Below are 25,987 nucleotides of genomic sequence, written 5' to 3'. Positions count from 1 at the left end.
CAGGGTCGCTGGACCGGCTGCCTGGGTGGAGATCGTCTCGGCCACTGGCTTGGACCGATCGACACCGCAGCGCGGTGCCGGCCGTGCGTCGGTCCGGGGACCGACACCAGTCTGCATGCCCATTGCTAGCCGGAGCAAGCGTCTTGCTAGCAGTGAGGCCGCCCACACACGTCCACGCGTGACCGCTCCCGGGACCGGCCTCCCGGCCCGCGCAGCGCGTTAGTGTCCGCCCATGGCCACCCGGCGTGCGCTGCTCCTGATCGCCGACATCGGCGGCTACACGGAGTACATGCAGTTCCACCGCAGCATGCTCGGGCACGCGGAGGCGGCCACGAGACGCCTGCTCGACAAGATCGTCGACGCCGCGCGCGACTTCGACCTGATCGAGATCGAGGGCGATGCGGCCTTCCTGTCGCGGGACGCCGACGGGCTCGACGGCGCCGCGACGCTGGCCGCGGCCACCCGGGCAGCCGTCGCCATGCACCGCGCGTTCCACACCCAGCGCCGGCTCGTCGAGCTCAACATGTGCCCCTGCCAGAGCTGCACGCAGACCAGCGCCCTGACGCTGAAGTTCGTCGCGCACGTCGGGGACGTCGCCACCCAGACGATCAGGCGCCGGAAGAAGCTCGTCGGCATGGACGTGATCTACGTCCACCGGCTGCTCAAGAACGCCGTCACGGTGCCCGAGTACCTCCTCGTCTCCGACGACCTCTTCCGCAACGGTGGCAGCACCTCCACCGAGCTGGTGGTCCACGAGATCGCCCAGGACCTCGACGACATCGGGCAGGTGCAGACCTTCTACGTCGACGTCCAGGACATCGCGGCACCGCTGATGGCTCTGCCAGAGCCCTCGTTGCTGCTGCGCATCGGCGCCACCTTCGACATGGTCGGCCGGGGCCTCCCGCACGTCCTCCCCCGCCGGCGCCCCCGCCCACTCGCGCCGGCCGGCTGAGACCTCCGCGATCGGGCCCCCTCCGGAGCGAGGACGGTGACCTGGCAGGCCAGGTCCGAACCGGCGCCTGACGCGCGAGTCCGCTGTTAGCGTGCGCGCCGTGCGCGGTTCCTACCGCGAGGCGTGGGCATCGGTCACCGGCAACCGGAACCTCCGGCTCGCGCAGTCGTCGTCGCTGCTGGCCTGGACCGGCGAGTTCCTGTTCCTCTCGGCGATGACGGTGTACGCCTTCGACGAGGACGGCGCGGCCGGCGTGGGTCTGGTCGGGTTCCTCCGGGTGCTGCCGGCGACGGTCGCGCTCCCCTGGCTGGGCGCGCTGGCCGACCGGGTCTCGCGTCGCCGGCTGCTGGTGGTCGCGTGCGCGCTCCGTGCGGTCACCGCAGCGGGGGCGGCGGCTGCTGCAGCCCAGCCGGCCGCGGTGTACACGTTGCTGACCCTGTCGACGGTCTGCCACGCCGCCTACCGGCCGGTCCTGGCAGCCCTGTTCCCCACGCTGTGCACCACCCCGGAGGAGCTCACCGGGGTGAACGCGGTGCGGGCCGTCCTCGACGGGGCAGCCGCGTTGGTCGGCCCGCTCGCCGCGGCCGCGCTGATCGCGGCGTACGACCCGGCGATCGCGTTCGCCGCGGTGGCCCTGCTGGCCGGCGCCGCCGGGCTGCTCGCTGCCGGGCTGCGGTACGAATCGCCCCGCCCGGTGGCAGCCGACGGGCCGCCCGACCGGTCCGGGGTGGTCGCCGACGTGGTCGAGGGCCTGCGCGAACTGCGCCGCCGCGGTCGGGCGCTGGAGGTCATCGGGCTGGGCGGCGCGCAGTGCCTGGTCCGCGGCGCACTCACCGTGCTGGCCGTGGTGGTGGCCGTGCAGCTCACCGACCTGGGGCGCCCGGGGGTCGGGGTCCTCTGGGCCGCGTTCGGGGTGGGCGGCCTCGCTGCAGCGATGGCGTCGATCGGCGCCGCGGGGAGCGCCCGGCTCGGCACGCTGTTCGGTGCCGGGATCGCGCTGTGGGGTGTGCCGATCGTCCTGGTCGGCCTGCTCACGGGCAGCCCCGTGGCGGTCGGCGCGTTCGTGGTCATCGGCGCCGCCAACGCACTCGTCGACGTCACCGGGTTCACGCTGCTGCAGCGGCTGGTCCCCGACCAGACGCTGGCGCGCGTGCTCGCCCTGACCGAGGCGGTGTTCTCGCTGACGGTCGCGCTCGGCTCCCTGGCGGTCCCGTTCGTCCTCTCCGCGCTGGGTGACACCGGTGCGCTGCTCGCCATCGGCGGCATCCTGCCCGTGGCCGTCATGGCGCGCTGGGCAGCACTCCGGGCGATCGATGCGGACATCGGCGTGCGGAGGGACCGGATCGTGCTGCTGCGCCGGGTCGGCATGTTCCGTCTCCTGTCCGTCCCGGTCATCGAGAGCCTGGCGCAGCGGCTGGGCAGGACGCGGGTCCCGGCGCAGACCGACGTGTTCCGGCAGGGTGATCCCGGCGACGGGTTCTACGTCATCGAGTCCGGCCGCGTGGCCGTCCTCGACGACGGGCAGGAGATCCGTCAGCTGGGTCCCGGCGACGCCTTCGGTGAGATCGCACTGCTGCGGGCGGTCCCGCGGACGGCGACCGTCCGCGCCCTCGAGGACACCGAGCTCGCCACCCTGAGCGGGCCGCAGTTCGTCTCGGCGGTCACCGGTTCCTCCGCCCCCTCCTCGGCCGCCGAACGGGTCGTCAGCGACCACCTCGCCGACGACCAGCAGCGGCACGCGGAGCCGCCGCGGACCGATCCCGACGGCGCGCCGGATCCGCACTGACGCAGGACCCCGGCGTCGTCAGGTCCCGGTCACGACGAGACCCGGACGAATCCCTGCCCGTCGAAGCGCCAGCGCACGGTGAGCGGCACGGAGGGGCCGCTGGCGTGGAAGTCCTCCGGCCCGTAGGCCGTCATCGCCGCGACGACCTCGCCGTCCTGGACCGACAGCCCCGCCCGGTCGTACACCGGCGGCAGCTGCACGTTCTCCGGCATCGTGCGCGGGCTGGGGAGGGTGCCCAGCAGGCGACCGGTCGAGGAGAGGACCTGCACCTCCTGCACGATGCCGTTGGACGGCTGCGGCGAGCAGTCGAGCACGACCGCGCTGTCCGGCGCCCCGTCGCCGTCCACGTCACCGCTGGCGGTGGCCGTGACCCGGACGTCGTAGTGGTCGTAGTACGGGGGTCGGCTGCCGTCGGCGGGGACCCGCGCGCTCCCGTCGACGACGGTCGCGGGGAAGCCGTCGGGGACGATGCCGTCGCAGGTCACCGAGTACGTCGTGTTGAGCCAGTCGACCGCTGCGTCCGCCGTCGGAGGCGCTGCACCGGTCTGCTGCGCATCGGCGCACCCGGGCAGCAGGAGGAGACAGGCCAGGGCCACGACACTGCGGCTCCGGGACACCGCCGCCCCGGAGTCGCTCCGCGACATGGACATCGGCGACCACCGCGCCCTCTCCAGACCGGGACGGGTCCCCGTCCTGACCCGAGCGTCCCACCGGCTCGGCTCCCCCCGTACGTGCGGAGCGCGGCCCGCCGACCGCGCCGCGCGAGCCGGTGCGCCCGCCCGGCCGGGTGACTGCGGACGGTGAGGAGCTGCTGACGGCGCGGGCGCGGCCACGTCCTCCCGGTGGCGACCCCACGGGTCGGGGCGATGCCGCTGCACCGACGGCCGTGCCAGGATCGACCGCAGCGCACGGGGCCGCCGGGAGGTCGAGATGGCACACGTCCGCCCGCACGGCACCACCCCGACGGTGCTGGCCGCCGCCGACGGCCAGTCCTACGGCTCCCTGCGGACCCGGAGCACCCCCCGCGCGGAGCGGTACGCCCTCGGCCGCAGCCTGCGGCAGCAGGTGCCGCGGTCGTCGCTGTCGCAGTGGAGCCCTCCGGCCGACCGGCGCGACGTGCTGGACCTGCTCGCGGAGTCGCACGAGGGCCGGATCAGCTGGCTGGTGCCCGTGCGGGTCGGGCGGATGACCGCCTCGCCGTACGGGTTCCTGCGCGGGGCCGCCGTGGTGATGGCCGAGGACTTCGCGACGCTGCCGGCCACCGGCATCACCCCGATCATCTGCGGCGACGCGCACGTGGGGAACATCGGCTTCTACGGCTCTCCCGAGCAGGAGCTCGTGCTCGACCTCAACGACTTCGACGAGGCCCACCCGGGCAGCTGGGAGTGGGACCTGCGTCGCCTCGTGGCGAGCGTCTGGGTCGCCGGGCGGCAGAACGCCATGAGCGAGGACTCCTGCGCCGACGCGGCGAGCTCCTGCGTGGCCTCCTACCGCCGGCAGCTGTGGGAGCTGTCGGACCAGCCGCTGCTCTGGCGCTCGTTCCAGCGCCTGGACCTCGACCGGCTCCAGACCGCAGCGTCCGACGACGCCCTGCGCCAGGAGCTGGACCGGGCCGCGAGGAAGGCCCGCTCCCGGACGAGCGACCGGGCGCTCCCCCGCTTCACCGAGCAGCACGAGGGACGGCGGCGCATCGTCGAGGAGCCACCGCTGATCACCCGGGTGGACGCCGCCGAGGCGGACCAGCTGGCCGCGGCGCTGGACGGGTACCTGGCGACGCTCGCCCCGCACTGGCGCCGGATCCTGGGCGGGTACTCCATCGTCGACATCGCCCACAAGGTGGTCGGCGTGGGCAGCGTGGGCCTGCGGGCCTACGTCGTCCTGTGCGAGGGGTCCGACCCGGAGGACGTGCTGTTCCTCCAGCTCAAGCAGGCCAGACGTTCCGTCGTCGCCCCCTTCGTGCACGGCGACCAGGCCTGGCACGCCCACCAGGGCGAGCGGGTGGTGGAGTACCAGCAGGCACTGCAGACCGTGAGCGACCCCCTGCTCGGCTGGACGAGTGTGGGGAGCCGGCAGTACTACGTGCGCCAGTTCCGGAACATGAAGGGCAGTGTCGCCCTGGACGCGATCGACCCCCGCGCGCTCGCCGACTACGCGGGGATCTGCGGCCAGCTGCTGGCCAAGGGCCACGCGCGCACCAGCGGCGCCTCGATGATCGCCGGCTACCTGGGCAGGTCGGACAAGGTGGACCGCGCCCTCTGCGCCTTCGCCCGCAGGTACGCCGACCAGACCGAGGCCGACCACCAGCGCCTGGTCGATGCCGTGGCGCGGGGCACCGTCCCCTGCGACCCGGGTGTGTGAGCCGCTCACGCCGTCCGGTCACCGGTGCGTCCTCGGGTCCTGGGTGGGGTCGTCGTACATCCGCGGGCAGTGGTCACCGATCGCCTCGGGGCGCAGTTCGTAGTGCCAGGGCTCGTTGGCGTAGACCTGGCACAACCCGTGCTCGGCGCCGTTCTCCGACAGCCACGCCGTGGCCTCGGCGGGTCCGATGTCGACCGCGTCCCCCGACACGTGCGCAGAGGTCTCGGCGGTGGCCACCCACCGCGCGGCCTCCTCCTCGGACCCGTGCTCGGCAACCGCCTCACGGAGCAGCTGCTCCTGGTACTCCGGGGAACGCCAGCCACTGGTGACGCGGAACTCCATGCCGGCGTCCGCCGCTGCCCGGCGCAGCGCGCCGAGCAGGGCCGGATCGAGGTGGGCCACCCCCGGCAGGTCGTCGTCGGAGACCGTCGCGCCGGCGGGGAGGACACCGTCGGCCTCGCCGACCGGCGCACGGTCCTCCCGGCCGAGGACGTCGGGGGGCGACCCGGCCGCCGCCGACAGGGCCGGACGCGTCGGGGGCGCCGGGGCCTGGTCGGTGAGGGCCACCGCGGCCGCCGCGACGACCACCAGGAGGACGGTGGCGGCGAGGACCCGGGGACTCCGCCGGGTCGTCCTTCGTGCTGATCTGCTCGGGCTCATGCCGGGAGTCAAGGCACGCTGGTGTTGCCAGCGCGTTCGCGCTCGTCCATATCCTGGCGATATGCACCCGCTCGTAGCATCGCAGCGTGCGCGTGCTGGTCGTCGAGGACGAGCCCTTCCTGGCGGAGGCCATCCGCGACGGCCTGCGCCTGGCGGCGATCGCGGCCGACATCGCCGGTGACGGCGACGCCGCCCTGGAACTGCTGGCCACGAACGCCTACGACATCGCCGTGCTCGACCGGGACGTCCCCGGTCCCTCCGGTGACCAGATCGCCGAGAGCATCGTCGCCTCCGGCAGCGGCATGCCGATCCTGATGCTCACCGCTGCCGACCGGCTCGACGACAAGGCCTCCGGGTTCGAGCTGGGCGCCGACGACTACCTCACCAAGCCCTTCGAGCTGCGGGAGCTGGTCCTCCGGCTCCGGGCACTGGACCGCCGGCGCGCCCACAGCAGACCACCCGTGCGGGAGATCGCCGGCCTGCGCGTCGACCCGTTCCGCCGCGAGGTCTTCCGGGACGGCCGGTACGTCGCGCTGACCCGCAAGCAGTTCGCCGTGCTCGACGTCCTCGTGGCGGCCGAGGGCGGTGTGGTCAGCGCCGAGGACCTGCTGGCCCGCGCGTGGGACGAGAACGCGGACCCCTTCACCAACGCCGTGCGCATCACGGTCTCGGCGCTGCGCAAGCGGCTCGGCGAGCCCTGGGTCATCGCGACCGTGGCCGGCGTCGGCTACCGCATCGACACGGCCCCGGGCACCGGACGTGGGCGTGGGTGAGGAGGCGGTGCACCGGGCGCCCGGGACGAGCGTCCGGCTGCGGCTCACCCTCAGCTACGCCGGGTTCCTCGTGCTCGCCGGCGGCCTGCTCCTCGCCGTGGTGTGGGTGTTCCTGCTGCGCTACGTGCCCGAGGTGATCCGATCCGCCCAGGGCGTGCCGGGGCCGGACGCCGGCGTCGGGCGGCCGGCGGAGTTCGTGCCCAACCGCTCCGACCTCCAGCGCGCCTTCGTCCCCAAGGCAGCCGCGATGCTGGCCCTCCTGCTGGCCCTCGGCCTGCTGGGCGGGTGGCTCCTCGCCGGCCGCATGCTCGCGCCGCTGACCCGCATCACCCAGGCCACCCGGCTGGCCGCGGACGGGTCGCTGTCCCACCGGGTGCGGCTACCGGGCCGCCGCGACGAGTTCCGCGAACTCGCCGACAGCTTCGACGCCATGCTCGCCCGGCTCGAGGGACACCTCGCCGAGCAGCAGCGGTTCGCAGCCAACGCCTCCCACGAGCTGCGCACCCCGCTGGCGATCACCCAGACGCTCCTGGAGGTGGCCCGCCACGACCCGCCCCGGGACCCCGGCGAGCTCCTCGACCGCCTGCACGCCGTCAACGCGCGGGCGATCGACCTCACCGAGGCGCTGCTCGTGCTCAGCCGCGCCGACCAGGGGGCGTTCACCCGGGAACCGGTCGACCTGTCCCTGCTGGTGGAGGAGGCCACCGAGACGCTCCTCCCGCTGGCCGAGGCGCGCGGGGTCACCATCGACTCCTGCGCCGACCTCACCCCCGTCGTCGGCTCGCCCACGCTGCTGCTGCAGCTGACGACGAACCTCCTGCACAACGCCATCGTCCACAACGTCCCCGAGCACGGCACCGTCCGGGTCACCACCGCCGTCGGTCCCGGCACCGCGGTGCTCACCGTCGAGAACACCGGCGACGTCCTCACCCCGGAGCTGGTCGCGACGCTCCCCGAACCGTTCCAGCGGGGAACCGATCGCATCCGCACCGACCACGCCGGTGTCGGCCTCGGCCTGGCGATCGTCTCGAGCATCACCCGGGTGCACGGCGGGTCCCTCGACATCGTGCCGCGTCCCGCCGGCGGACTACGGATCACCGTCCAGCTGCCGACCCAGCCACCACGCGCAGCCGCATGACCTGCCGGTCCCGGTAGCGCCCGGTCCGATCGGGCGCCGATCAGTCACCTGACCACGTGGACCACCGACCCCGAGGGCAACCGCATCGAGGTGGTCCAGTGGCCGCCTGATCACCCCGCCGGTCGCACCGCGGCCGACTGGCCCGTCGCAGCCGTTCACGCCCGGCGAGCGGCCGGTCACGCGCGGACGGCCCGCGCGGGCCGGACGTGGGAGCGCTCTACCCGTCGTCGGAAAAGGCGATGACGAGACTGCCCGGTCTCGCTAACGTCGCCGCCGCACCCGTCCCCGTCCGGGTCCGCCTGCCCGGGAACCCTGAGAGGCCGCCATGGCCAGGTCGTTCGCCTCCCGCGTCAGTCATCCACGCCTCAAGTGGGTGGTGCTCGTCTTCTGGCTGGTGGTGGCCGCCGTCGCGGCCCCGCTGGCGGGCGGGCTCACCGACGAGCAGGAGAACGACATCGCGGCGTGGCTGCCGGCGGACGCGGAGTCGACCCGAGCCCTGCAACTGCAGACCGAGCTCGGTTCCGACCCCGACCTCATCCCGGCGGTCGTGGTCTACGAGCGCGCCGGGGGTCTCACCGCTGCCGACACCACGGCGATCGAGGAGGACGTCCGGCTCTTCGGAGAGCTGCCGGAGCTCGACGGCACCGTGGTCGGCCCCGTCCCGGCCGAGGACGGCGAGGCGGTCCAGCTGATCGTGCCGCTCAACGTGGGTGCCGACGGCTGGGAGCAGATCGCCCCGGTCGTCGACGGGGTCCGGGCCGAGGCGTCGGACGGCCCGGAGGGCCTGGCCGCCTACGTGACCGGCCCTGCGGGCAGCGCCGCCGACTCGGCGGAGGCCTTCCAGGGCATCGACGGCACGCTGCTGTTCGCGGCCCTGGGCGTGGTCATCCTCATCCTGCTGTTCACCTACCGCAGCCCGGTGCTCTGGGTGCTGCCCATCTTCTCGGCGGTCATCGCCCTGTTCACCTCGCAGGCCGTCATCTACCTGCTGGCCCGCCACGCCGACCTGACCGTCAACGCCCAGAGCGCGAGCATCCTCACCGTGCTGGTCGTCGGCGCCGGCACCGACTACGCCCTCCTCCTCGTCGCGCGGTACCGGGAGGAGCTGCGGCTGCACACCGATCGGCACGAGGCCATGACCGAGGCCGTGCACCGCGCCGGACCGGCGGTGCTGGCCAGCGGCGGGACCGTCGTCCTCGGCATGCTGTGCCTGGTCTTCGCGGAGATGAACTCGACCGCCGGGCTGGGGCCGGTCGCTGCGATCGGCGTCGCCGTCACCCTCCTGGTGCTCATGACGCTGCTGCCCGCGCTGCTGGTCATCTGCGGCCGCTGGGTCTTCTGGCCGGTGCGCCCGACCTTCGGCAGCGCCGAGCCGAGCGCTACCGGGATCTGGGCCCGCGTGGGCGCCAGGATCCGGCCTCGCCCGCGCGCGACCTGGGTCGTCACCAGCGCACTGCTCCTGGTCGCCTGCGCCGGGGTGTTCCTCCTCTCCCCGAGCGGGCTGACCCAGGCGGAGAGCTTCCGGGGCACACCGGAGTCGATCGAGGGCGAAGAGGTGGCCGTCCAGCACTTCCCGGCCGTCGCGGGCAACCCGGTCTACGTGGTGACCTCGGCCGGCTCCGCTGCCGAGGTGGCCGACACCGTGGCCGCGACCGACGGCATCGCCGAGACCGGGGAGCCGCAGGTCGCCGGGGACCAGGCACTGGTCCAGGCCACGCTGGCCGACCCCTTCGACAGCGCGGCGGCCGCCGCCACCATCGAGCGGCTGCGGACGACGCTGGACGACGCGGGGGACGGCGAGGCGCTCGTCGGCGGCAACACCGCGCTGAACCTCGACGTCCAGGACGCCTCCCAGCGGGACAACCGGGTGATCATCCCGCTGATCATGCTGGTCGTCCTGGTGGTGCTGGGCCTGCTGCTGCGGGCGCTGGTCGCCCCGGTGATCCTGATCGCCACGGTGGTGCTGTCCTACGGCGCTGCGCTGGGGCTGAGCGCCCTGGTGTTCGACTGGACGATCGGGGTCACCGCGACCGACAGCTCGTTCCCGCTGTTCGTCTTCGTGTTCCTCGTGGCCCTGGGCATCGACTACAACATCTTCCTGATGACCCGGGTGCGGGAGGAGGCGGCCGACCACGGCACCCGGCGGGCCGCGCTGATCGGCCTGGCGGCCACCGGCGGCGTCATCACCTCGGCCGGGCTGGTGCTCGCGGCGACCTTCGCGGTGCTCGGCACGCTGCCGCTGACCTTCCTGACGCAGCTGGGCATCGCCGTCGCCCTCGGTGTGCTGCTGGACACGGTCATCGTGCGCTCGGTGCTGGTCACCGCCCTGACCCTCGACGCCGGCCGGCACATGTGGTGGCCCAGCGCACTCGCGCAGCGGCCCGACGAGACCGGCGTGCCGACCGAGGACAGCGTGCCGGTCCCGAGCGGGTCGGGGGCAGCGGCTCGCCGCTGAGCGCGCCGGTGGCAGGCCCTCGGCCGGGTCCCTCGTAACCTGGGGACCCGGTCCGTCGGTCCACAGGAGGACAGCACCGCATGCCCTTCGCGTCGCACCGCCGCCGCGCCCCCGACGACGACCCGTCCGGGCAGCCGTGGACCGACCGGACGGCCACCCGGCGCATGTCGCGGCCGGACGTCGGCGAGGAGCTCCCCGGCCACGGCGATCTCCCCGCAGGACCGCCGCCGGCCGACCCCTGGCCCGAGCCGTCGGCCCCGCCTGCGCGCGAACGGGGTCGCCGGGACACCTGGCGGCGCCGGGGCCAGGTCCCGCCCGCGGACGTCCCGAGGCGTCGAGGGCGCCGCCGGCTGGCCCGACGGGTCCTCCGGGTGCTGGTCGTCGTCTTCGTGGTGCAGGCCGCGGTCCTGCTGTCGCTGCGCTGGATCGACCCGCCGACGACGGCGTTCATGCTGGCCAACAGCGACGGGGCGATCCAGCAGTCGGTACCGGTCGAGCACGTGTCACGCAACTTCCTCGCCGCCGTCATCGCACACGAGGACCAGCCCCTCCCCTACCGCGACGGCGCGTTCACCTGGGACGAGCTGTACGGCCGCGCCGAGGCGCACCTGAGCGGCGAGGAGGACCCGTCCGGGTCGACCATCCCGCAGCAGGTGGCCAAGAACCTCTTCCTCAACCAGGGGATGAGCGCCTGGCGCAAGGCGGTCGAGGCCGGCCTGTCGGTGGAGCTGGCCCTGGTGGTCGACGACCGCCGCATGCTCGAGCTGTACGTCGACCACGCCCAGCTCGGTCCGACGATCTACGGCATCTGCGCGGCCAGCTGGTACTACTTCGACACACCGCCGTCCACGCTGACGGTCGACCAGGCGAGCCAACTGGTCGGGCTGCTGCCCTCCCCCGGGCACGTGCAGCGGGCACCCGGCGGCGGGCTGGACTTCGAGGTGGCCGACGGCCTCGGCTGGCTGTCGCGCTCGCACGTCCTCAACGCGGAGAACCGCGTGCCCCGGCACATCGCGGAGAAGGGCTTCCAGCCGGTCGAGGACGCCGGCATCGAGGGGCTTGCCGAGGACCAACCGGCCGCCGACGACGACTGCTCGGAGATGCCCGAGGAGATCACCGAGCTGATCGCCGAGGAGGGCAGCCGATGACCGCGCTGCCGCGTGCCGGACGAGGTGGCACCGGGGCTCAGCGGCTGCGGTAGAGCCGCGTGGTGAGCGGCAGGAACACCGCGGCCAGCCCAGCCGCCACCGCGAGGGAGATGACGATCGCCTCGCCGTCGGGCGCACCGGCCATCAGCGACCGCGAGGCGGTGGCCAGGACGGAGATCGGGTTGACGTCGACGAACGCCTCGAGCGGGCCCGGCAGCGTGGCGGGGTCGACGAAGACGTTGGACAGGAACGTCAGCGGGAAGATCGCCATGAACCCGGCGTTCATCACCGCGTTCGGGGACCGCAGGAGCAGGCCGAGGACGCAGAAGACCCAGGACAACCCGAACGAGAAGGCGACGACCAGCCCCAGCGCCGAGACCGCCCCGACCACGCCGCCGTCGGGCCGGTACCCCAGTGCGACGCCGACGACGATGATCACCGTGCCGGCGATCACGTAGCGGACGCTGTCGCCGAGCAGCGAGCCCACCAGCGGCGCCGGCCGCCAGATCGGCAGGGTGCGGAAGCGGTCGACGACGCCCTTGGTCAGGTCGGTGTTCAGCGAGACCCCGGAGTAGACGGTGGTGAACAGCACCGACATGACCAGCAGGCCCGGCAGCGTGTAGTCCAGGTAGGCGCTGGTGGAGCCCGCGATCGCGCCGCCGAACAGGTAGGTGAACATCAGCAGGAACATCACCGGCGTGACGGTGACGTCGAGCAGCTGCTCGGGCACGTGCTTGACCTTCAGCATGCCCCGCCAGCCGAAGGTCAGCGCGGCCGACAGCGGCCCGGGCCGGGGAGGCCGGGAGGTGGAGGAGATGGCCCGGCGCACCGCCGCGGTGTCCGCGGAGCCGGGTGCCGTCGTCGTCGCGGTCATGACAGGTGCTCCTGCAGGTCGTCGGTGGACGGGGACGTCTCCTCGGCCGCGTGGCCGGTGAGGGCGAGGAAGACCTCGTCGAGGCTGGGCTGCTGCAGGGAGAAGTGCACCAGCGGGAAGCCCGCCCGGTGGAGCTCGGCGACGGCGGTCGCCGCCCGTTCGGCGTCCGCCCCGGTGGCCGACAGGGCCGCGGGTTCGGGCTCCAGCACCACCGGGCCCACCGTCCGCTCCAGCAGCTGCGCGGCCTCGGCGCGCCGCGCGGGGTCCAGCAGCCGGACGTACAGCGAGCCGGTGCCGACCGAGGCCTTGAGGTCCGCGGGAGTGCCCTCGGCGATGACCCGGCCCCGGTCGATCACGGCGATGCCGTCGGCGAGCTGGTCGGCCTCCTCCAGGTACTGGGTGCAGAGCAGGATCGTCGTCCCCTCGGCCACCAGCGCCCGGGCGATCTCCCAGACCTGGTTGCGGGAGCGCGGGTCCAGCCCGGTCGTCGGCTCGTCGAGGAACATCAGCCGCGGGGTCACCACGATGCTCGCCGCGATGTCGAGCCGGCGGCGCATGCCGCCCGAGTAGTGCTTGACCAGCCGGCCGGCGGCCTCGGCGATGTCGAAGGCGTCGAGCAGCTCGTCCGCCCGCGCCTTGGCGGCGGCACGCGAACAACCGAGGAGACGCCCGAGCAACCGGAGGTTCTCCCGGCCGGTGAGCTCCTCGTCGACCGAGGCGAGCTGGCCGGTGAGGCTGACCAGCTCACGGACCGTCGCCGCCTCGGCCACCACATCGTGCCCCAGGACGCGGGCGCTCCCCGCATCCGGCGGGATCAGCGTGGCCAGCATCCGGATGGTGGTCGTCTTGCCCGCCCCGTTGGGGCCCAGCACGCCGTAGATGGCACCGGCCGGCACGGCGAGGTCCACCCCGGCGACGGCGCGGGTCTCCCCGAAGGACTTCCCGAGCCCGCTCGCGTCGATCGCGAGTTCGGTCTGTGCGGTCATCGGCTTCCCCATCTCGGGCGTGGGACGAGCATCTCTGCAAGGGCTGACCGGACGTCGACCGTGAAGTCATCGGATGCCGGGTGACTTCCCGGTCTGCACCTGGGCGGTGGTCGCGGCCGCGCTCCCCGATCCAGCCGCTGCTCCCGCGCAGCGCGCCGTGCTGGGACGCGGCCGATGCTCCTCCCTCGGCACGCCCTCGTGGGCGACGTCCCGCGCCGGCGCTTCCTCGCCGCTTAGAGCCGACCTCCCAGCGCGCAGCCTGACACCGCGCCACGCCGCCCGGACCGGTCAGCCGGCGGTCGCGCGGACGGCCTCGTCGATCAGCCGGGCGACGGCCCGGGGTGGGAGACGGTGACCGCGTGGGAGGCGTCCACCTCGACGGTGCGGGACCCCGCGCGCTCGGCCCATGAACCGGAGGGAGTCGACGGGGACGGCCAGGTCGCGCCTGGTGACCAGGGCCCAGGGCCCAGGACGGGATGGTCTTCCAGGCGGTGCGGGTGGCCTTCGCCTCCAGCGCGTCGGCGAGCACGGGCCGTCGGGGAACCGCCACCAGGTCGGCCACCTCCGGGGCGACGTCGGCGGCAAAGGCCTGGTCCGCCACAGTGGCCACGATGGCGCTCGGCGTCATCGTGCAGCCCGCGGAGCGGGTGGGCCGCGGCGATGACCGGGTGGGCGTCGTCTCCGTGCGGGGCTCGGGGGGTTCTGGTGGACATGGAGTTCGTTCCTCTCGGGTCGGGCAGGGGTGGTCGGGCACCGACCGTGCGGTCTCCCGCGGCGGGAGGGTCGAGCCCCGGCGACGGGTGCCGGAGGGGCTCGGCCGGATGACCGCGTGTTGCGAGCTCCCCCGACGCCGTATGGGATGAGCCATGGCCCGGGCTCAGGAGGACGGGCGCACGACGCGAGCCGCTGGATCCGAACGACGTCGGCAGGCCAGCGACGCCGACTCGCCGCGGAAGATCTCCGCCGCGGGCTGGCGGCGTGTCCTCCGGCGCGTGCTGGCGCACGTGGTCAGCGATCGGCTCATGGTGCAGAGCTCGGCTGTCGCGTTCTTCGCGATCCTGTCCATCGCCCCGGTGCTGGTGACGGCGATCTCGGTCTACGGCGCGGTCAACACCCCCGAGCAGGCGCTCGCGCAGCTGTCCCGGGTGACCCGGATGCTGCCCAGCGAGCTCCGGCCGATGATGGCCGATCAGCTCACCACGATCACGACCGCCTCCACCCAGGTGCACACCTGGAGCGGGCTCACCGGGCTGGTGGTCGCGCTCTACACGGCGACGACCGCCATGACCTACCTGATCGACGGGCTGACCCTCGCCTACCACGAGCCCGAGACCCGGGGTTTCCTCCGTCGCAGCGGGCTCGCGCTGCTGTTCGTCCTCGGCGGCGCCGTGCTCCTGGGCGCGCTGGTCACCGCGGCCGGTGCGCTGTCGGGTTCGCTGACCGGGGCTCCTGGTCCGCTCCGCACGTTCGCGCCCTGGCTGTGTCTGGCCGTCGTGATGACCGCGGTGCTCGCCGTGCTGTACCGGTGGGGCCCGGATCGCAAGCGGGCCCGCTGGCGGTGGATCACCGGCGGCTCGACCGTTGCGACGCTGCTGTGGCTGGCCACCACGCTCGGGTTCTTCGCCTACGTCGAGCGGCTGGGCAACTACGCGGCGACGTACGGGGGCCTCGCCGGGGTCGCGATCAGCATGTTCTGGTTGTGGGTGACCGTGTTCCTGGTCATCGCGGGCGCGGTGGTCAACGCCGAGGCCGAACGGGAGACCACCCAGGACTCGACGGTCGGACCCGAGCAGCCGCTGGGGAAGCGCGGCGCGGTCGTGGCGGACAGCGCGCCGCCGTACCCGGGCGAGGGCTGAGGACCTGCCGGTGCGGGACCCCGCCGGTCAGAGGCCGAGCCGGGCGGACGCCGGAGCCGCCCAGCGACTGCTGGCGTCATACCCCCGCAGCGTGGTGACCGAGGCCCACCGGCCGGTCCGGGCCAGCTCGCGCTCGCTGACCCCGGCCTTGTAGCCCTCGGTCGCGAACGACCGCCGCAGGCTGTGCGGGCTCAGCCCGTCGAGCGGGACGCCGGCGTTCTCGGCGGCGCGGCGGAGGACGAGCCGGACCGACGACCTGGCCATCCGCGTCGAGCCGATCCGGGGCTGCGCGCCCCGCCCGACGCTGCGGAACAGCGGCCCGGGAACACCCTGGAGCCCCGCCGCGTCGACCCACGCCTGCAGGGCACGCACCGGACAGGTCCGCGCCCGCGTGCCGGGCGCCAGTGCCAGCACCTCACCGGCGCCCTCCTGGTCGGTCTTGGACCAGCGGACGGTGACGTCCAGGCCGCCGTGCCCGGCCGGGGCCAGATCGGTGACGTCGAGCCCGCAGGCGTCCGAGGCCCGCAGCCCGAGCGCGAACGAGGTCAGGATCAGGGCCCGGTCGCGCAGGCCGGCCACGCCGTCCGGGAGGTCCTCGACCAGCGCCCGGATGGTCTGGGTGTCCACCGCCCGGGCCTTCTTCGGACGTCGGCCGCCACGGGCCGCCGTGCGGCGGATGCCGCGGAGGACCTCCCGGGTGCCGGGGTGCTCGGTCGGGCTCGGGTGCCCGGCCTCCCGGTGCGCGTGTCCGATGCCGGACAGCCGCCGCGCGACGGTGCGCGGACTGGCCCCGGCGTCGCTGAGCGCGGCGAGGTAGGCCGCCACCGCGGCATCGGCGGCGGGCAACGGGGCGAAGCCGCGCTGCCGGGCCCATGTCGACCACGCGCGGAAGTCCGCGTCGTAGGCCTTCCTGGTCGACTCGGCCTTGGCCGCAGTCAGGTAGCGCCCCACCGACTCGACGTCCCCGGGCAGCACCAGGCCACCGTTCCCGGGTCGGGGAACGCCCGGCCGGACCACCTCCGCGGAGCCCACGGCGGACGTTCCGGACATCGACTCGGAGGACTCCATAACAGTTGATTATGGAGTGCTGCGACGCGCGGCGCCGAGCGTGCCCATCCGACACGCGCGCGTTCGTTCGTTTGCGGTCGTTGGTCATGGAGCACGAACGAGCGCAGACTGCTGGGCATGACCAGTGGCACGGCGACGTGCGCCTTCCCGAGCTGCGACCGGCCGGTGGCGCCGCCGCCGCCCACTGGCGGGCGGTCGTCGTACTGCCCGCGCCCCGACCACAACCGCACGACCGCTTTCGCCGCCCGCCGGGCAGAGGCCGCAGTGCACACGTCGACAGAGGAGCGGCCTGCCGCTCCGCGGTCGGGAACGCGGCCGGCTGAGACCCTCACTGAGGCTGCCGACCGGTTTCGTCACACCCTGGCCGCGATCGAGGAAGAGGTGGGCCGTGCCCGGGAGGTGCTGACCCGGGCAGCCGACGCAGAACTGCTGGAGGTCGAGCGAGCGGCGATCCGCACCGACGCACGCCGCGAGATCGCCGAGGCCGAGCAGCGGGCGTCCCTCGCCGACCGGGTGCGGGCGGTCGCCGAGACCGCGACCCGGGAGGCGCTCGAGGCCGCCGCGCGGGCCGACGCCGACGCAGCCGACGCCCGGGACGAGGCGGCGGCAGCCCAGGACCGGGCCGCCGCCGCCCTCGACCAGACCGCCGCCGCGCTGGAGACGGCCGACGCCGCGGAGGGAGCAGCCCGGGAGGCGCGGGCCGCCGCGGACGCTGCCGGAACGGCCGCCCGTGAGGCCGAGGCGGCGCGACAGGAGGCCGAGCGGCGACGCGCCGCGGCGGTGCTCGACGCCGGGTCCGCCCGCAGCGAGGCGGCCCGGGCCGAGGATGCCCGGGACCACGCGCTCGCCGACGCGCGCTCGGCGCAGGACCGGGCGAGCGCGGCCGAGGCGGCGCGGGACCGGGCGCTGGAGGCCGAACGCGCGGCTCGCGCGGGGACCGAGGCATCGCGGGCCGACGCGGCCCGGGCGGTCGGCCGTGCCGAGCAGGCGGAGGCGGCACTCCGGTTGGAGACCGCGGCCGCGGAGGGCCGGGTCCAGGCGGCGACGGCCCGGGCCGAGGACGCCACGGAACGGGCGCGCGTGCAGGAGGCCCGCGCCGAGCGTGCCGAGCGGCAGGCCGAGGAGAGCCGGCGCGACCGGCTACGGGCCGAGGAGGCGCGGGACCGGGCGGTCGCCGAGGCGGAGGGGGCGCGCTCCGAGCTGGCGGCGGCGACCCGCTCGGCCCGGCCCCCGGGCGACGGTGCGGACGTGACCTCAGCACGGCCCCGGGAGAACGACCCACCCGATCCTCAGCCGGCGCCGGTCATCGACATCGGCGAGGAGCCACCCTCCTCCCCCACCGAACCTCCGACACCACGGTGACGGCGTGATCAGGTCGTCCTGGATCAGTCCCGGGACCGGCGGCGGAACGCCGAGACGGCCAGCGGCGCGAAGATCGCCGTGAGGACGATCGACCAGCCGATCGAGACCAGGACCGGGTTCTGCAGCGGCCACGCGGCCTCCGGTGGTGCGACCGGGCCGTTGCCCCACAGCTCACGGCAGGCCTGGGTGACCGCGGAGACCGGGTTCCACTCGGCGATGGCCCGCAGCCAGGAGGGCATGCTCTCCGGCGGCGCGAACGTGTTGGCGACGAAGGTCAGCGGGAACATCACGGTGAACATGAAGCCCTGCACCGCCTCGACGGTCCGCATCATCGACCCGACCCAGATGCCCAGCCAGATCAGCGCGAAGCCGAACAGCAGCAGGAGCAGGAAGGCGAGCACCCCCTCCAGGACGCCGTTGCGGATCCGCCAGCCGATCAGCAGGCCGGTCAGGGCCATCACCGCGACGCCGATGCTGGAGTGGATCAGACTGGAGATGCTCCGGCCGACCAGCACCGCTGACCGTGCGATGGGCAGGGACTTGAACCGGTCGACGATCCCCTTCTGCAGGTCGCTGGTCAGGCCCATGGCCACGATGGCGGAGGAGAACACCATGGTCTGCACCATGATCCCGGGGAGCAGGAACTCCTTGTAGTCCGCGCCGGGCACCACGATCGCCCCGCCGAACACGTAGGCGAACAGCAGCACGAACATCACCGACTGCACCGTGACGTCGAGCAGCATCTCGGGCATCCGCCGGATGTGCAGCAGGTTGCGCCAGACGATGGTCGAGGACGCCCGCAGCAGGGACGGCGGGGAGATGGGCGGCCGCGCGGCCGGTGCCCGGGTGGCCTGGACGGTGGTCATGGAACGACTCCCTCGTTCGTCGGGGTCGAGGCGTCCTCGGCCCGGTGCCCGGTCAGGTGCAGGAAGACGTCGTCCAGGCTCGGCCGAGCCAGGCCCAGGTCGTCCAGTGCGATGCCGCTGGTCTCGAAGACCGCGGCGATGCGGGTCATGTCGCCGAGCCCGCCGGCCTGTGCGGTCAGCCGCCGGCTGCCGCGCTCCACGTGCACCTCCTGGCAGCAGGACCGCATGAGCTCCGCCGCCTCGTCGACGTCCGCGGCATGGGTCAGGGTGACGACGACGCTGGCCCGGCCCGCCCGGTCCTTGAGCTGCGTCGGGGTGCCGGCGGCGATGACCCTGCCCTTGTCGACCACGACGATCTCGTCGGCCAGCTGGTCGGCCTCCTCCAGGTACTGCGTCGTCAGGACGAGGGTGGTGCCCTCGCTGACGAGCTCCCGCAGGACCGCCCACAGCCCGGACCGGCTCTGCGGGTCCAGGCCGGTCGTGGGCTCGTCGAGGAAGAGGATCGGCGGTGCCGCCAGCAGGCTGACCGCGAGGTCGAGGCGGCGGCGCATGCCACCGGAGTACGTCTTCGCCATCCGGTCGGCCGCATCGGTGAGGTCGAAGCGGGCGAAGAGCCGCTCGGTGGCCTCCCGGACGTACTTCTTCGGCAGACCGTAGAGACTGCCGATGAGCTTGAGGTTCTCCCGTCCGGTGAGGATCTCGTCGACCGTCGCCGCCTGGCCGGTGAGGCCCAGGCTGCGGCGGACCTCGGTCGGCTGCGCGACGACGTCGAAGCCGGCCACCCGACCCGTCCCGCTCGTCGGCACGCTCAACGTGGTGAGCATCCGCACCAGCGTCGTCTTGCCCGCCCCGTTGGGCCCGAGCAGGCCGAGGACCGAGCCCTGCGGGACGACGAAGCTCACCCCGTCGACTGCCCGGGTCTCACCGAAGTGCTTGACCAGGTCGATCGCCTCGACGGCCGGTGTGGCGTTCATGACGTGATCCTGTCCCTGGGTACCGACAGTTCGGCCGCAGTGCTCGTCCGCGGGGTCATGCAGCCAGCATGCGTCCACCGGTCCGCTCGGAGGCAAGGGGATTTCGCCCTCGGCCGACGGCGGCGAGGACGTGGAGCCGGGCGGCAGCCACGTGCGCGTACCGGATCGCCGCACCGGTGTCCTAGCGGGCGATCGTGGCCTCCTCCCGGGGCGTGCCCGCCGCCGCGGTCGCCGCCTGCGGGTCCTCGGCCCGCCCGACGGCCGGCTCCGCGTGCGCCGGCATCATCGGACCGTCACCCGCGGGGTCGAGCACGTCGTCCTCGAACCACTCGTAGCGGCCGGCGAGCACCTGCTGGGCGACCCGGTACTGGGCGTCGTCGTCGTTGGCCCACAGCTCCGCGAACAGCCGGTCGGCACGGCGGCGGGCCTGGCCGCAGAACAGGTCGGCCAGTTCGAGGACCGTCTGCCGGCGGTCCGGGTCCGCGCGGGCGACGGTGTCCGCGTACACGCAAGCACAGGACATCGCGTAGAGCTCGGCGCCGATGTCGACGATCCGCCCGAGCAGCCGGCCCTTCCGCTCGAGGCGCGCCTGGTGGCGGCCCATCGCGTAGAAGGTCGAGCGCGCCAGCTTGCGCGCGTGGCGCTCGACGTAGCGCAGGTGCCTGGCCAGGTCGCCGAACTCCGCGTACGAGCCGGGACGCTGGCCGGCGCCCGTCGTCAGCGTCGGGAACCACCGGGCGTAGAAGGCACCTGCCGTCGCGGCGGTCCTCGCCCGGTGGGCCAGCCCGGCATCGGCGAGCAGCACGTCGCCGGCGACCTGCAGGTGCTGGTCGACGGCCTCGCGGGCGATCAGCAGGTGCATGATCTCCGTGGAGCCCTCGAAGATGCGGTTGATCCGCATGTCGCGCAGCATCTGCTCGGCAGGCACGGGCTTCTCCCCGCGCCGGGCGAGCGACTCGGCGGTCTCGTACCCCCGCCCACCGCGGACCTGGACCATCTCGTCGACGGCGGTCCAGCCGAGCTCCGAGCCGTAGAGCTTGGCGAGCGCGGCCTCGATGCGGATGTCGTTGCGCTTGTCGTCAGCCAGGCGGCTGGACACGTCCAGCATCGCCTCGAGGCCGAACGCCGTGCCCGCCAACCAGGCGAGCTTCTGCGCGACCGGGTCGTGCCGGCCGATCGGCTGGCCCCACTGCGTGCGCTCGGCCGACCACTGGCGCGCGATCCTGAGCGAGTACTTGGCCATCGACACGCAGATCGCCGGCAGCGACAGGCGGCCGGTGTTCAGCGTGGTGAGCGCGATCCGCAGGCCCTTGCCCTCGCCGCCGATGACGTCCGTCGCGGGGACGAGGACGTCGTCGAAGCGCGTCACCGAGTTCTCGATGCCCTTGAGCCCCATGAACGAGTTCCGGTGCTCCACCGTGATGCCCTCGCGGTCGTACGGGCAGAGGAAGGCCGTGATGCCGCCCCGGTGGCCCTCGGACCTCGGGACGACGGCCATGACCACGACCACGTCGGCGATCGCGCCGTTGGTCGCCCACAGCTTCGTGCCGGTGATCCGGTAGCCGGTGCCGTCCGCCGTCGGTACCGCGGTCGTGCTCATCCGCGCCGGGTCAGAGCCGACGTCGGGCTCGGTGAGCAGGAACGCCGAGACGTGGTCCCTGGCGAGCTTGGGCAACCACTCCCGCTTCTGCGCCTCGGAGCCGAACAGGCGCAGCGGCTCGGGCAGGCCGATCGACTGGTGCGCGGACAGCAGCGTCGAGATCGACGCGTGCCACGTGCCGGCCATCGCCAGCGCCTTGTTGTAGTGGACCTGGCTCAGCCCCAGCCCGCCGTCCTCCTCGGGGATCTTCATGCCGAGGGCGCCCAGGTCCTTCAGTCCCTGGAGGACGTCCTCGGGGATCTTCGCCTCGCGTTCGATCTGCAGCGGGTCGACGCGCTCGGTCAGGAAGGCACGGAGGCGGTCCAGGAACGCCTCGCCCTTCTCGACCGCCGCCGGGTCCAGCTCGGGCTGGGGGTGGATCAGGTCGAGGCGGAAGTTGCCGAGGAAGAGCTCCTTGCCGAACGACGGCCTGGTCCACTCGGTCTCACGGCTGGCTTCGGCGACCTGCTTCGACTGCTGGTACGAGGGATTCGACGCCATGAACCAGCATCGCGCCCTCCCCCGTGATGGACAACAGACCCCCGCGCCGGACGGCGCTCGGCGACGTGGTCCCTCCAGTGGGCCCGCCTGGACCCGATCGGTGTCCTGACCGCTCCCGGAGGGCTTGGCCGGGAGGTGCGCTGCGAGCACACTGGCAGGGCCGCCGCGGCACGTGGACCCGGTCCCGCCGACGTCCCCGCCGCAGGCGGGAGCGGTGCGGCCGCCGCCGGACGGCGCGCCAGGAGACCCCGCCGCGACAGTTACCCCACCACGAGGGGTCGATCCGATGAGCACCACGCTGCCGGCACTCACGCCGCTGGAAGACAGCCTGTACCTGACGCTCTGCTGCCGGGCACTGGACAACCGGTCGCCGCACCCCCTCCTCGGGGACGCGCTGGCCGACGAGATCGTCCGGGAACTCGACTACGACGTCGGTCAGCTGCACATCGACGCCAACCTGGTCAACACCTGCGCGCCGCGGGCCAAGCGCCTGGACGAGGTGGCGGTTCCCGGAAGGGGACGATCGTCCTGCACCACCGGTTCCCGCGTGCGCCGGTGGAGCGCGCCGGCCCAGGACGGGGGGCCGACGCGAGGCACGTGAGCAAGCACGCGCCCCGATACGAGCGTCGGGAGAGCAGCGACGCCCACGGCACCGACGCCCACCTGGCGTCCTGCTCCTGCGGTGGGTGGGAGCACCACCGGCCGGTGGACCCGGGCAACCCGCTGGACCGGGCCGAGGTGGAGGACGCCTGATTCCAGCACGCCAACCCCGGCGTCCGGCTGTAGGCACCGCGTCTCGCACGGCCCGATCCCGCGGACCACAACTGGCGCGCCGGAGCCTCTTTCCCCGACCCGGCGTCCGTGGTCGACTGCCTCCCACCATCTCGGCGGCGTCAGCAGCGACGTGGAGGCAGCGATGTCCCTGGAGCAGGACGTGGCGGCAGCTCGGGAGGCGCTCGACGCCTTCGAGCAGGCATGTGCACCGGTCAGCAGGCACTTCGGCGACACCGTGGACGCCCGGCGGCTGCGCGGCGACGTCACCCGGGTGCGGGAGGACCTGACCCTGCTGTGCGGCGCCCAGCCGTACCGGGCACGCGAGCCCTTCGCGGGCATCTACGGCGACGGGGACGACGAGGGCTGGGGCGGGGCCGGCCGCACGGGGCGGTGACCACCACCGCCCCGCGCGGGACCGGGGCGGTCGCGCCGGGACCGGGGAACGGGATGGCCGCGCCCCGCCGGGCGACCATCGCGGCACGCACCCTGCGCACCGACCGGTGGTGGCTGCAGCCGCTGGTCACCGCCGTCGCCCTGCTGCTGTTCGTCGTCTACGCGACGTTCCGCGCCTTCCAGGACGCGCACTACTTCGCCGAGCCCTACATCTCGCCGTTCTACTCGCCGTGCCTCACGACGGCCTGCGAGGGCGACACCTTCCCGGAGCTGTTCACCGGCCCGACCTGGATATCCCCCGCCCTCTACATCCTGGTGTTCCCGCTGGGCATCCGGCTGACCTGCTACTACTACCGCAAGGCCTACTACCGGTCGTTCTGGCTGTCGCCGCCGGCCTGCGCGGTCGCCGAGCCGCACCGCCGGTACACCGGGGAGACCCGGCTGCCGCTGGTGGGCCAGAACATCCACCGGTACGCGCTCTACGCCGCGCTGGTCATCAACGTGGTCCTGTTCTACGACGCCGTCCTGGCGTTCCGGGACGAGACCGGCGCCTGGGGTCACATGGGCCTGGGGACGCTGGTCCTGCTGGTCAACGCCACCCTGCTCGCGCTCTACTCGCTGTCCTGCCACTCGTGCCGGCACATCGTCGGGGGCCGGATCAACTCCTTCTCCCGGCACCCGCTGCGCTATCGGGCCTGGACGCAGGTCTCCCGGCTGAACGCCCGGCACATGCAGTTCGCCTGGGCGTCGCTGTTCAGCGTCGCGTTCGCCGACTTCTACGTCCTCCTGCTGGCCACCGACACGATCTCCGACCTGAGGTTCTTCTGATGGAGCTGGAGCGGCACGAGTACGACGTCGTCGTCGTCGGCGCGGGGGGTGCCGGGCTGCGGGCGGCGATCGAGGCCCATGAGAGCGGCGCGCGCACCGCCGTCGTCTGCAAGTCCCTGCTGGGCAAGGCGCACACGGTGATGGCCGAGGGCGGCATCGCCGCCGCCATGGGCAACACCTGGGCCGAGGACAACTGGCGGGTGCACTTCCGGGACACCATGCGCGGCGGGAAGATGCTCAACCACTGGCGGATGGCGCAGCTGCACGCGCAGGAGGCCCCGGACCGGGTGCGCGAGCTGGAGGACTGGGGTGCGCTGTTCGACCGGACGCCGGACGGCCTGATCAGCCAGCGGGACTTCGGCGGGCACCGCTACGCCCGGCTCGCCCACGTCGGCGACCGGACCGGGCTGGAGCTGATCCGCACGTTGCAGCAGCGCACCGTGGCCCTCGGCATCGACGTCTACATGGAGTGCACGGTCACCAGGCTGCTCACCGACGACCACGGGATCGTGGGCGCGTTCGGGTACTGGCGCGAGTCCGGCCGCTTCGTCGCCTGGCAGGCGCCGTCGGTCGTGCTCGCCACCGGCGGGATCGGCAAGTCCTACAAGGTCACCTCGAACTCCTGGGAGTACACCGGCGACGGTCACTCCCTGGCGCTGCAGGCCGGCGCGACGCTGGTGAACATGGAGTTCGTCCAGTTCCACCCGACCGGGATGGTCTGGCCCCCGTCGGTGCGCGGGATCCTGGTGACCGAGAGCGTCCGGGGTGACGGCGGCGTGCTGAAGAACTCGGCGGGCAACCGGTTCATGTTCGACTACATCCCCGACTACTTCCGCAAGGAGACGGCGGAGAGCGAGGAGGAGGCCGACCGCTGGTACACCGACAAGAAGAACAACCGACGGCCACCGGAGCTGCTCCCCCGCGACGAGGTCGCCCGGGCGATCAACAGCGAGGTGAAGGCCGGCCGCGGCACCCCGCACGGCGGGGTCTTCCTCGACATCGCCTCCCGCCGGCCCGCGGAGTACGTCCGCAGACGGCTCCCCTCGATGTACCACCAGTTCAGGGAGCTCGCCGAGGTCGACATCACCGCCGAGCCCATGGAGGTCGGCCCCACCTGCCACTACGTCATGGGCGGGGTGGAGGTCGACCCCGACACCGAGGCCGCGCGGGTGCCGGGGCTGTTCGCCGCCGGTGAGGTGGCCGGCGGCATGCACGGCTCCAACCGGCTCGGCGGCAACTCGCTGTCCGACCTGCTCGTCTTCGGACGGCGGGCCGGCGCGGCCGCCGCCGGGCACGCGCTGACCCGGGCCGACCGCCCGGAGCTCGCCGACGACGCGCTGGCCGACGCGGCCCGGGCGGCGCTGGCGCCCTTCGAGCGGGAGGGCGGCGAGAACCCCTACACGGTGCAGCACGACCTGCAGCAGACGATGCACGACCTGGTCGGCATCATCCGCACCGAGCCGGAGATGGACGAGGCGCTGGAGCGGATCGCCGTGCTGAAGAAGCGGGTGGGGAACCTGTCGGTCGAGGGGCACCGGCAGTACAACCCCGGCTGGCACCTGGCGCTGGACCTGCCGCACATGCTGCTGGTCAGCGAGTGCATCGCCCGGGCGGCCCTCGAGCGCCGGGAGAGCCGCGGCGGGCACACCCGCGACGACTTCCCCGGCCCCGATCCGGAGTGGGGCCGGACCAACCTGGTCTGCGCCCGCGCGGCCGACGGCTCGGTGACCCTCACCCGGCAGCCGCTGCCGGAGATGCCGGCCGAGGTCGCCGAGATCTTCGAGGAGCAGTCGTCATGACCTACGACGCCGAGTTCCGGGTGTGGCGCGGGGACGCCGCGGGCGGGGACCTGCAGACCTTCACCGTGCCGGTGAACGAGGGCGAGGTGGTGCTCGACGTCATCCACCGGCTGCAGGCCACCCAGGCCGGTGACCTCGCCGTCCGGTGGAACTGCAAGGCCGGCAAGTGCGGTTCCTGCAGCGCCGAGGTCAACGGCCGCCCGCGGCTGATGTGCATGACCCGGATGAGCACCTTCGGTGAGGCCGAGACGGTGACGGTCACCCCGCTGCGCACCTTCCCGGTCATCCGCGACCTGGTCACCGACGTGTCCTACAACTACGACAAGGCCGCGCAGATCCCGGCGTTCACCCCGCGACCCCGGGATCCTGACGGCAGCCACCGGATGCAGCAGGTGGACGTCGAGCGCTCCCAGGAGTTCCGCAAGTGCATCGAGTGCTGGCTCTGCCAGGACACCTGCCACGTCATCCGGGACCACGAGGAGAACAAGCGCAGCTTCGCCGGCCCCCGCTTCCTCATCCGGCTGGCCGAGCTCGACATGCACCCGCTGGACGTGGCCGACCGCCGCGACGCCGCCCAGCAGGAGTTCGGCCTGGGCTTCTGCAACATCACCAAGTGCTGCAGCGAGGTGTGCCCGGAGGGCATCCACCTCACCGACAACGGCATCATCCCGCTGAAGGAGCGGGTGGCCGACCGCCGGTACGACCCGTTGACCTGGCTGGGGTCCAGGATCGGGCGGCGGCCGCGGTCCTGAACTGCTGGTCTGCACGGACACGGTGACTCCCGGCTGACTCGTGCG

The 25,987-nt window shown here is 73.5% G+C and carries 23 protein-coding genes; 15 read left to right on the top strand and 8 right to left on the bottom strand.

All coding sequences use genetic code 11. The features are described 5' to 3' along the window. The first annotated feature begins 232 nt into the window (after positions 1–232). Complete coding sequence (locus FHL79_RS04715) at positions 233–952, top strand: DUF2652 domain-containing protein (RefSeq protein WP_138757467.1); 720 nt, start codon at positions 233–235, stop codon at positions 950–952. A 100-nt stretch (positions 953–1,052) separates the two neighbouring features. Then, positions 1,053–2,738, top strand: coding sequence for a cyclic nucleotide-binding domain-containing protein (locus FHL79_RS04710; protein ID WP_138757466.1), 1,686 nt, complete (start codon positions 1,053–1,055; stop codon positions 2,736–2,738). Positions 2,739–2,767: 29 nt separating this feature from the next. Here the strand turns inward: FHL79_RS04710 and FHL79_RS04705 are convergent, their stop codons facing one another. Continuing rightward, positions 2,768–3,388 carry a hypothetical protein gene (locus FHL79_RS04705; protein WP_138757465.1) on the bottom strand — a complete coding sequence of 207 codons (621 nt, stop codon included), beginning with the start codon at positions 3,386–3,388 and terminating at the stop codon, positions 2,768–2,770. Positions 3,389–3,668: 280 nt separating this feature from the next. On the opposite strand from FHL79_RS04705, the gene FHL79_RS04700 reads away from it, so the two are divergent. Then, positions 3,669–5,096 carry a DUF2252 domain-containing protein gene (locus FHL79_RS04700; protein ID WP_138757464.1) on the top strand — a complete coding sequence of 476 codons (1,428 nt, stop codon included), beginning with the start codon at positions 3,669–3,671 and terminating at the stop codon, positions 5,094–5,096. Positions 5,097–5,114: 18 nt separating this feature from the next. Here FHL79_RS04700 and FHL79_RS04695 read toward each other — a convergent pair whose 3' ends face one another. Continuing rightward, positions 5,115–5,756: a M15 family metallopeptidase gene (locus tag FHL79_RS04695; protein WP_138757463.1), complete on the bottom strand. Its 642-nt coding sequence runs from the start codon at positions 5,754–5,756 to the stop codon at positions 5,115–5,117. Between the two features lie 86 nt (positions 5,757–5,842). Between FHL79_RS04695 and FHL79_RS04690 the strand changes: the two genes are divergently transcribed. The 4 genes from FHL79_RS04690 to FHL79_RS04670 all read left to right on the top strand — a co-directional run bounded on the left by FHL79_RS04690 (position 5,843) and on the right by FHL79_RS04670 (position 11,270). Continuing rightward, the gene (locus tag FHL79_RS04690) at positions 5,843–6,529 is read left to right on the top strand and encodes a response regulator transcription factor (RefSeq protein WP_138757462.1); all 687 of its coding nucleotides are present in this window, start codon (positions 5,843–5,845) and stop codon (positions 6,527–6,529) included. Then, positions 6,522–7,667 carry a sensor histidine kinase gene (locus FHL79_RS04685; RefSeq protein ID WP_281283851.1) on the top strand — a complete coding sequence of 382 codons (1,146 nt, stop codon included), beginning with the start codon at positions 6,522–6,524 and terminating at the stop codon, positions 7,665–7,667. The genes FHL79_RS04690 and FHL79_RS04685 overlap by 8 nt, the downstream gene beginning before the upstream one ends. A 325-nt stretch (positions 7,668–7,992) precedes the next feature. Beyond that, a complete protein-coding gene (locus tag FHL79_RS04675) occupies positions 7,993–10,122 on the top strand; it encodes an MMPL family transporter (protein ID WP_138757461.1) in 2,130 nt (709 codons plus the stop codon). A gap of 80 nt (positions 10,123–10,202) precedes the next feature. Then, positions 10,203–11,270 carry a transglycosylase domain-containing protein gene (locus tag FHL79_RS04670; protein WP_246080354.1) on the top strand — a complete coding sequence of 356 codons (1,068 nt, stop codon included), beginning with the start codon at positions 10,203–10,205 and terminating at the stop codon, positions 11,268–11,270. Positions 11,271–11,307: 37 nt separating this feature from the next. Here the strand turns inward: FHL79_RS04670 and FHL79_RS04665 are convergent, their stop codons facing one another. Together FHL79_RS04665 and FHL79_RS04660 are read right to left on the bottom strand one after the other, a co-directional pair. Further along, the gene (locus FHL79_RS04665) at positions 11,308–12,144 is read right to left on the bottom strand and encodes an ABC transporter permease (protein ID WP_138757460.1); all 837 of its coding nucleotides are present in this window, start codon (positions 12,142–12,144) and stop codon (positions 11,308–11,310) included. Continuing rightward, positions 12,141–13,130: an ATP-binding cassette domain-containing protein gene (locus tag FHL79_RS04660; RefSeq protein WP_138757459.1), complete on the bottom strand. Its 990-nt coding sequence runs from the start codon at positions 13,128–13,130 to the stop codon at positions 12,141–12,143. The genes FHL79_RS04665 and FHL79_RS04660 overlap by 4 nt, the downstream gene beginning before the upstream one ends. A 992-nt stretch (positions 13,131–14,122) precedes the next feature. Here FHL79_RS04660 and FHL79_RS04655 point away from each other — a divergent pair. After that, positions 14,123–14,986, top strand: coding sequence for a YihY/virulence factor BrkB family protein (locus FHL79_RS04655; protein WP_246080353.1), 864 nt, complete (start codon positions 14,123–14,125; stop codon positions 14,984–14,986). Positions 14,987–15,013: 27 nt separating this feature from the next. Here FHL79_RS04655 and FHL79_RS04650 read toward each other — a convergent pair whose 3' ends face one another. Beyond that, the gene (locus FHL79_RS04650) at positions 15,014–16,036 is read right to left on the bottom strand and encodes a site-specific integrase (RefSeq protein ID WP_138757457.1); all 1,023 of its coding nucleotides are present in this window, start codon (positions 16,034–16,036) and stop codon (positions 15,014–15,016) included. A gap of 399 nt (positions 16,037–16,435) precedes the next feature. Between FHL79_RS04650 and FHL79_RS26080 the strand changes: the two genes are divergently transcribed. Further along, the gene (locus FHL79_RS26080; protein ID WP_138757456.1) at positions 16,436–17,416 is read left to right on the top strand and encodes a coiled-coil domain-containing protein; all 981 of its coding nucleotides are present in this window, start codon (positions 16,436–16,438) and stop codon (positions 17,414–17,416) included. A gap of 23 nt (positions 17,417–17,439) precedes the next feature. On the opposite strand, the gene FHL79_RS04640 is transcribed toward FHL79_RS26080, so the two are convergent. From FHL79_RS04640 to FHL79_RS04630, 3 genes are all read right to left on the bottom strand, one after another. Beyond that, a complete protein-coding gene (locus tag FHL79_RS04640; protein WP_138757455.1) occupies positions 17,440–18,282 on the bottom strand; it encodes an ABC transporter permease in 843 nt (280 codons plus the stop codon). Beyond that, entirely contained in the window at positions 18,279–19,256 is a 978-nt protein-coding gene (locus FHL79_RS04635; protein WP_138757454.1) for an ATP-binding cassette domain-containing protein, read from the bottom strand. The genes FHL79_RS04640 and FHL79_RS04635 overlap by 4 nt, the downstream gene beginning before the upstream one ends. Before the next feature lie 181 nt (positions 19,257–19,437). Beyond that, entirely contained in the window at positions 19,438–21,396 is a 1,959-nt protein-coding gene (locus tag FHL79_RS04630) for an acyl-CoA dehydrogenase family protein (protein ID WP_138757453.1), read from the bottom strand. A 286-nt stretch (positions 21,397–21,682) separates the two neighbouring features. Here FHL79_RS04630 and FHL79_RS04625 point away from each other — a divergent pair, with 286 nt between their 5' ends. The 6 genes from FHL79_RS04625 (at position 21,683) to FHL79_RS04605 (ending at position 25,942) form a co-directional block, all read left to right on the top strand. Next, positions 21,683–21,997, top strand: a complete 315-nt coding sequence (locus FHL79_RS04625) for a hypothetical protein (protein ID WP_138757452.1) — start codon at positions 21,683–21,685, stop codon at positions 21,995–21,997. Next, complete coding sequence (locus tag FHL79_RS24975; protein WP_171058014.1) at positions 21,994–22,149, top strand: hypothetical protein; 156 nt, start codon at positions 21,994–21,996, stop codon at positions 22,147–22,149. The genes FHL79_RS04625 and FHL79_RS24975 overlap by 4 nt, the downstream gene beginning before the upstream one ends. Before the next feature lie 163 nt (positions 22,150–22,312). Further along, the gene (locus tag FHL79_RS04620; RefSeq protein WP_138757451.1) at positions 22,313–22,564 is read left to right on the top strand and encodes an Rv0250c family protein; all 252 of its coding nucleotides are present in this window, start codon (positions 22,313–22,315) and stop codon (positions 22,562–22,564) included. After that, positions 22,561–23,391, top strand: coding sequence for a succinate dehydrogenase subunit SdhC (sdhC, locus tag FHL79_RS04615; RefSeq protein ID WP_138757450.1), 831 nt, complete (start codon positions 22,561–22,563; stop codon positions 23,389–23,391). The genes FHL79_RS04620 and sdhC overlap by 4 nt, the downstream gene beginning before the upstream one ends. After that, on the top strand, positions 23,391–25,190 hold the full coding sequence (locus FHL79_RS04610) for a fumarate reductase/succinate dehydrogenase flavoprotein subunit (protein WP_171058013.1): 1,800 nt from the start codon (positions 23,391–23,393) through the stop codon (positions 25,188–25,190). The genes sdhC and FHL79_RS04610 overlap by 1 nt, the downstream gene beginning before the upstream one ends. Further along, positions 25,187–25,942, top strand: coding sequence for a succinate dehydrogenase/fumarate reductase iron-sulfur subunit (locus FHL79_RS04605; protein ID WP_138757449.1), 756 nt, complete (start codon positions 25,187–25,189; stop codon positions 25,940–25,942). The genes FHL79_RS04610 and FHL79_RS04605 overlap by 4 nt, the downstream gene beginning before the upstream one ends. The last annotated feature ends 45 nt before the right edge of the window (positions 25,943–25,987 follow it).

The sequence above is a fragment of the Modestobacter altitudinis genome (assembly GCF_005930475.1).
GTDB classification, from domain to species: domain Bacteria; phylum Actinomycetota; class Actinomycetes; order Mycobacteriales; family Geodermatophilaceae; genus Modestobacter; species Modestobacter altitudinis.
This window is presented reverse-complemented; position numbering and strand designations above follow the sequence as displayed.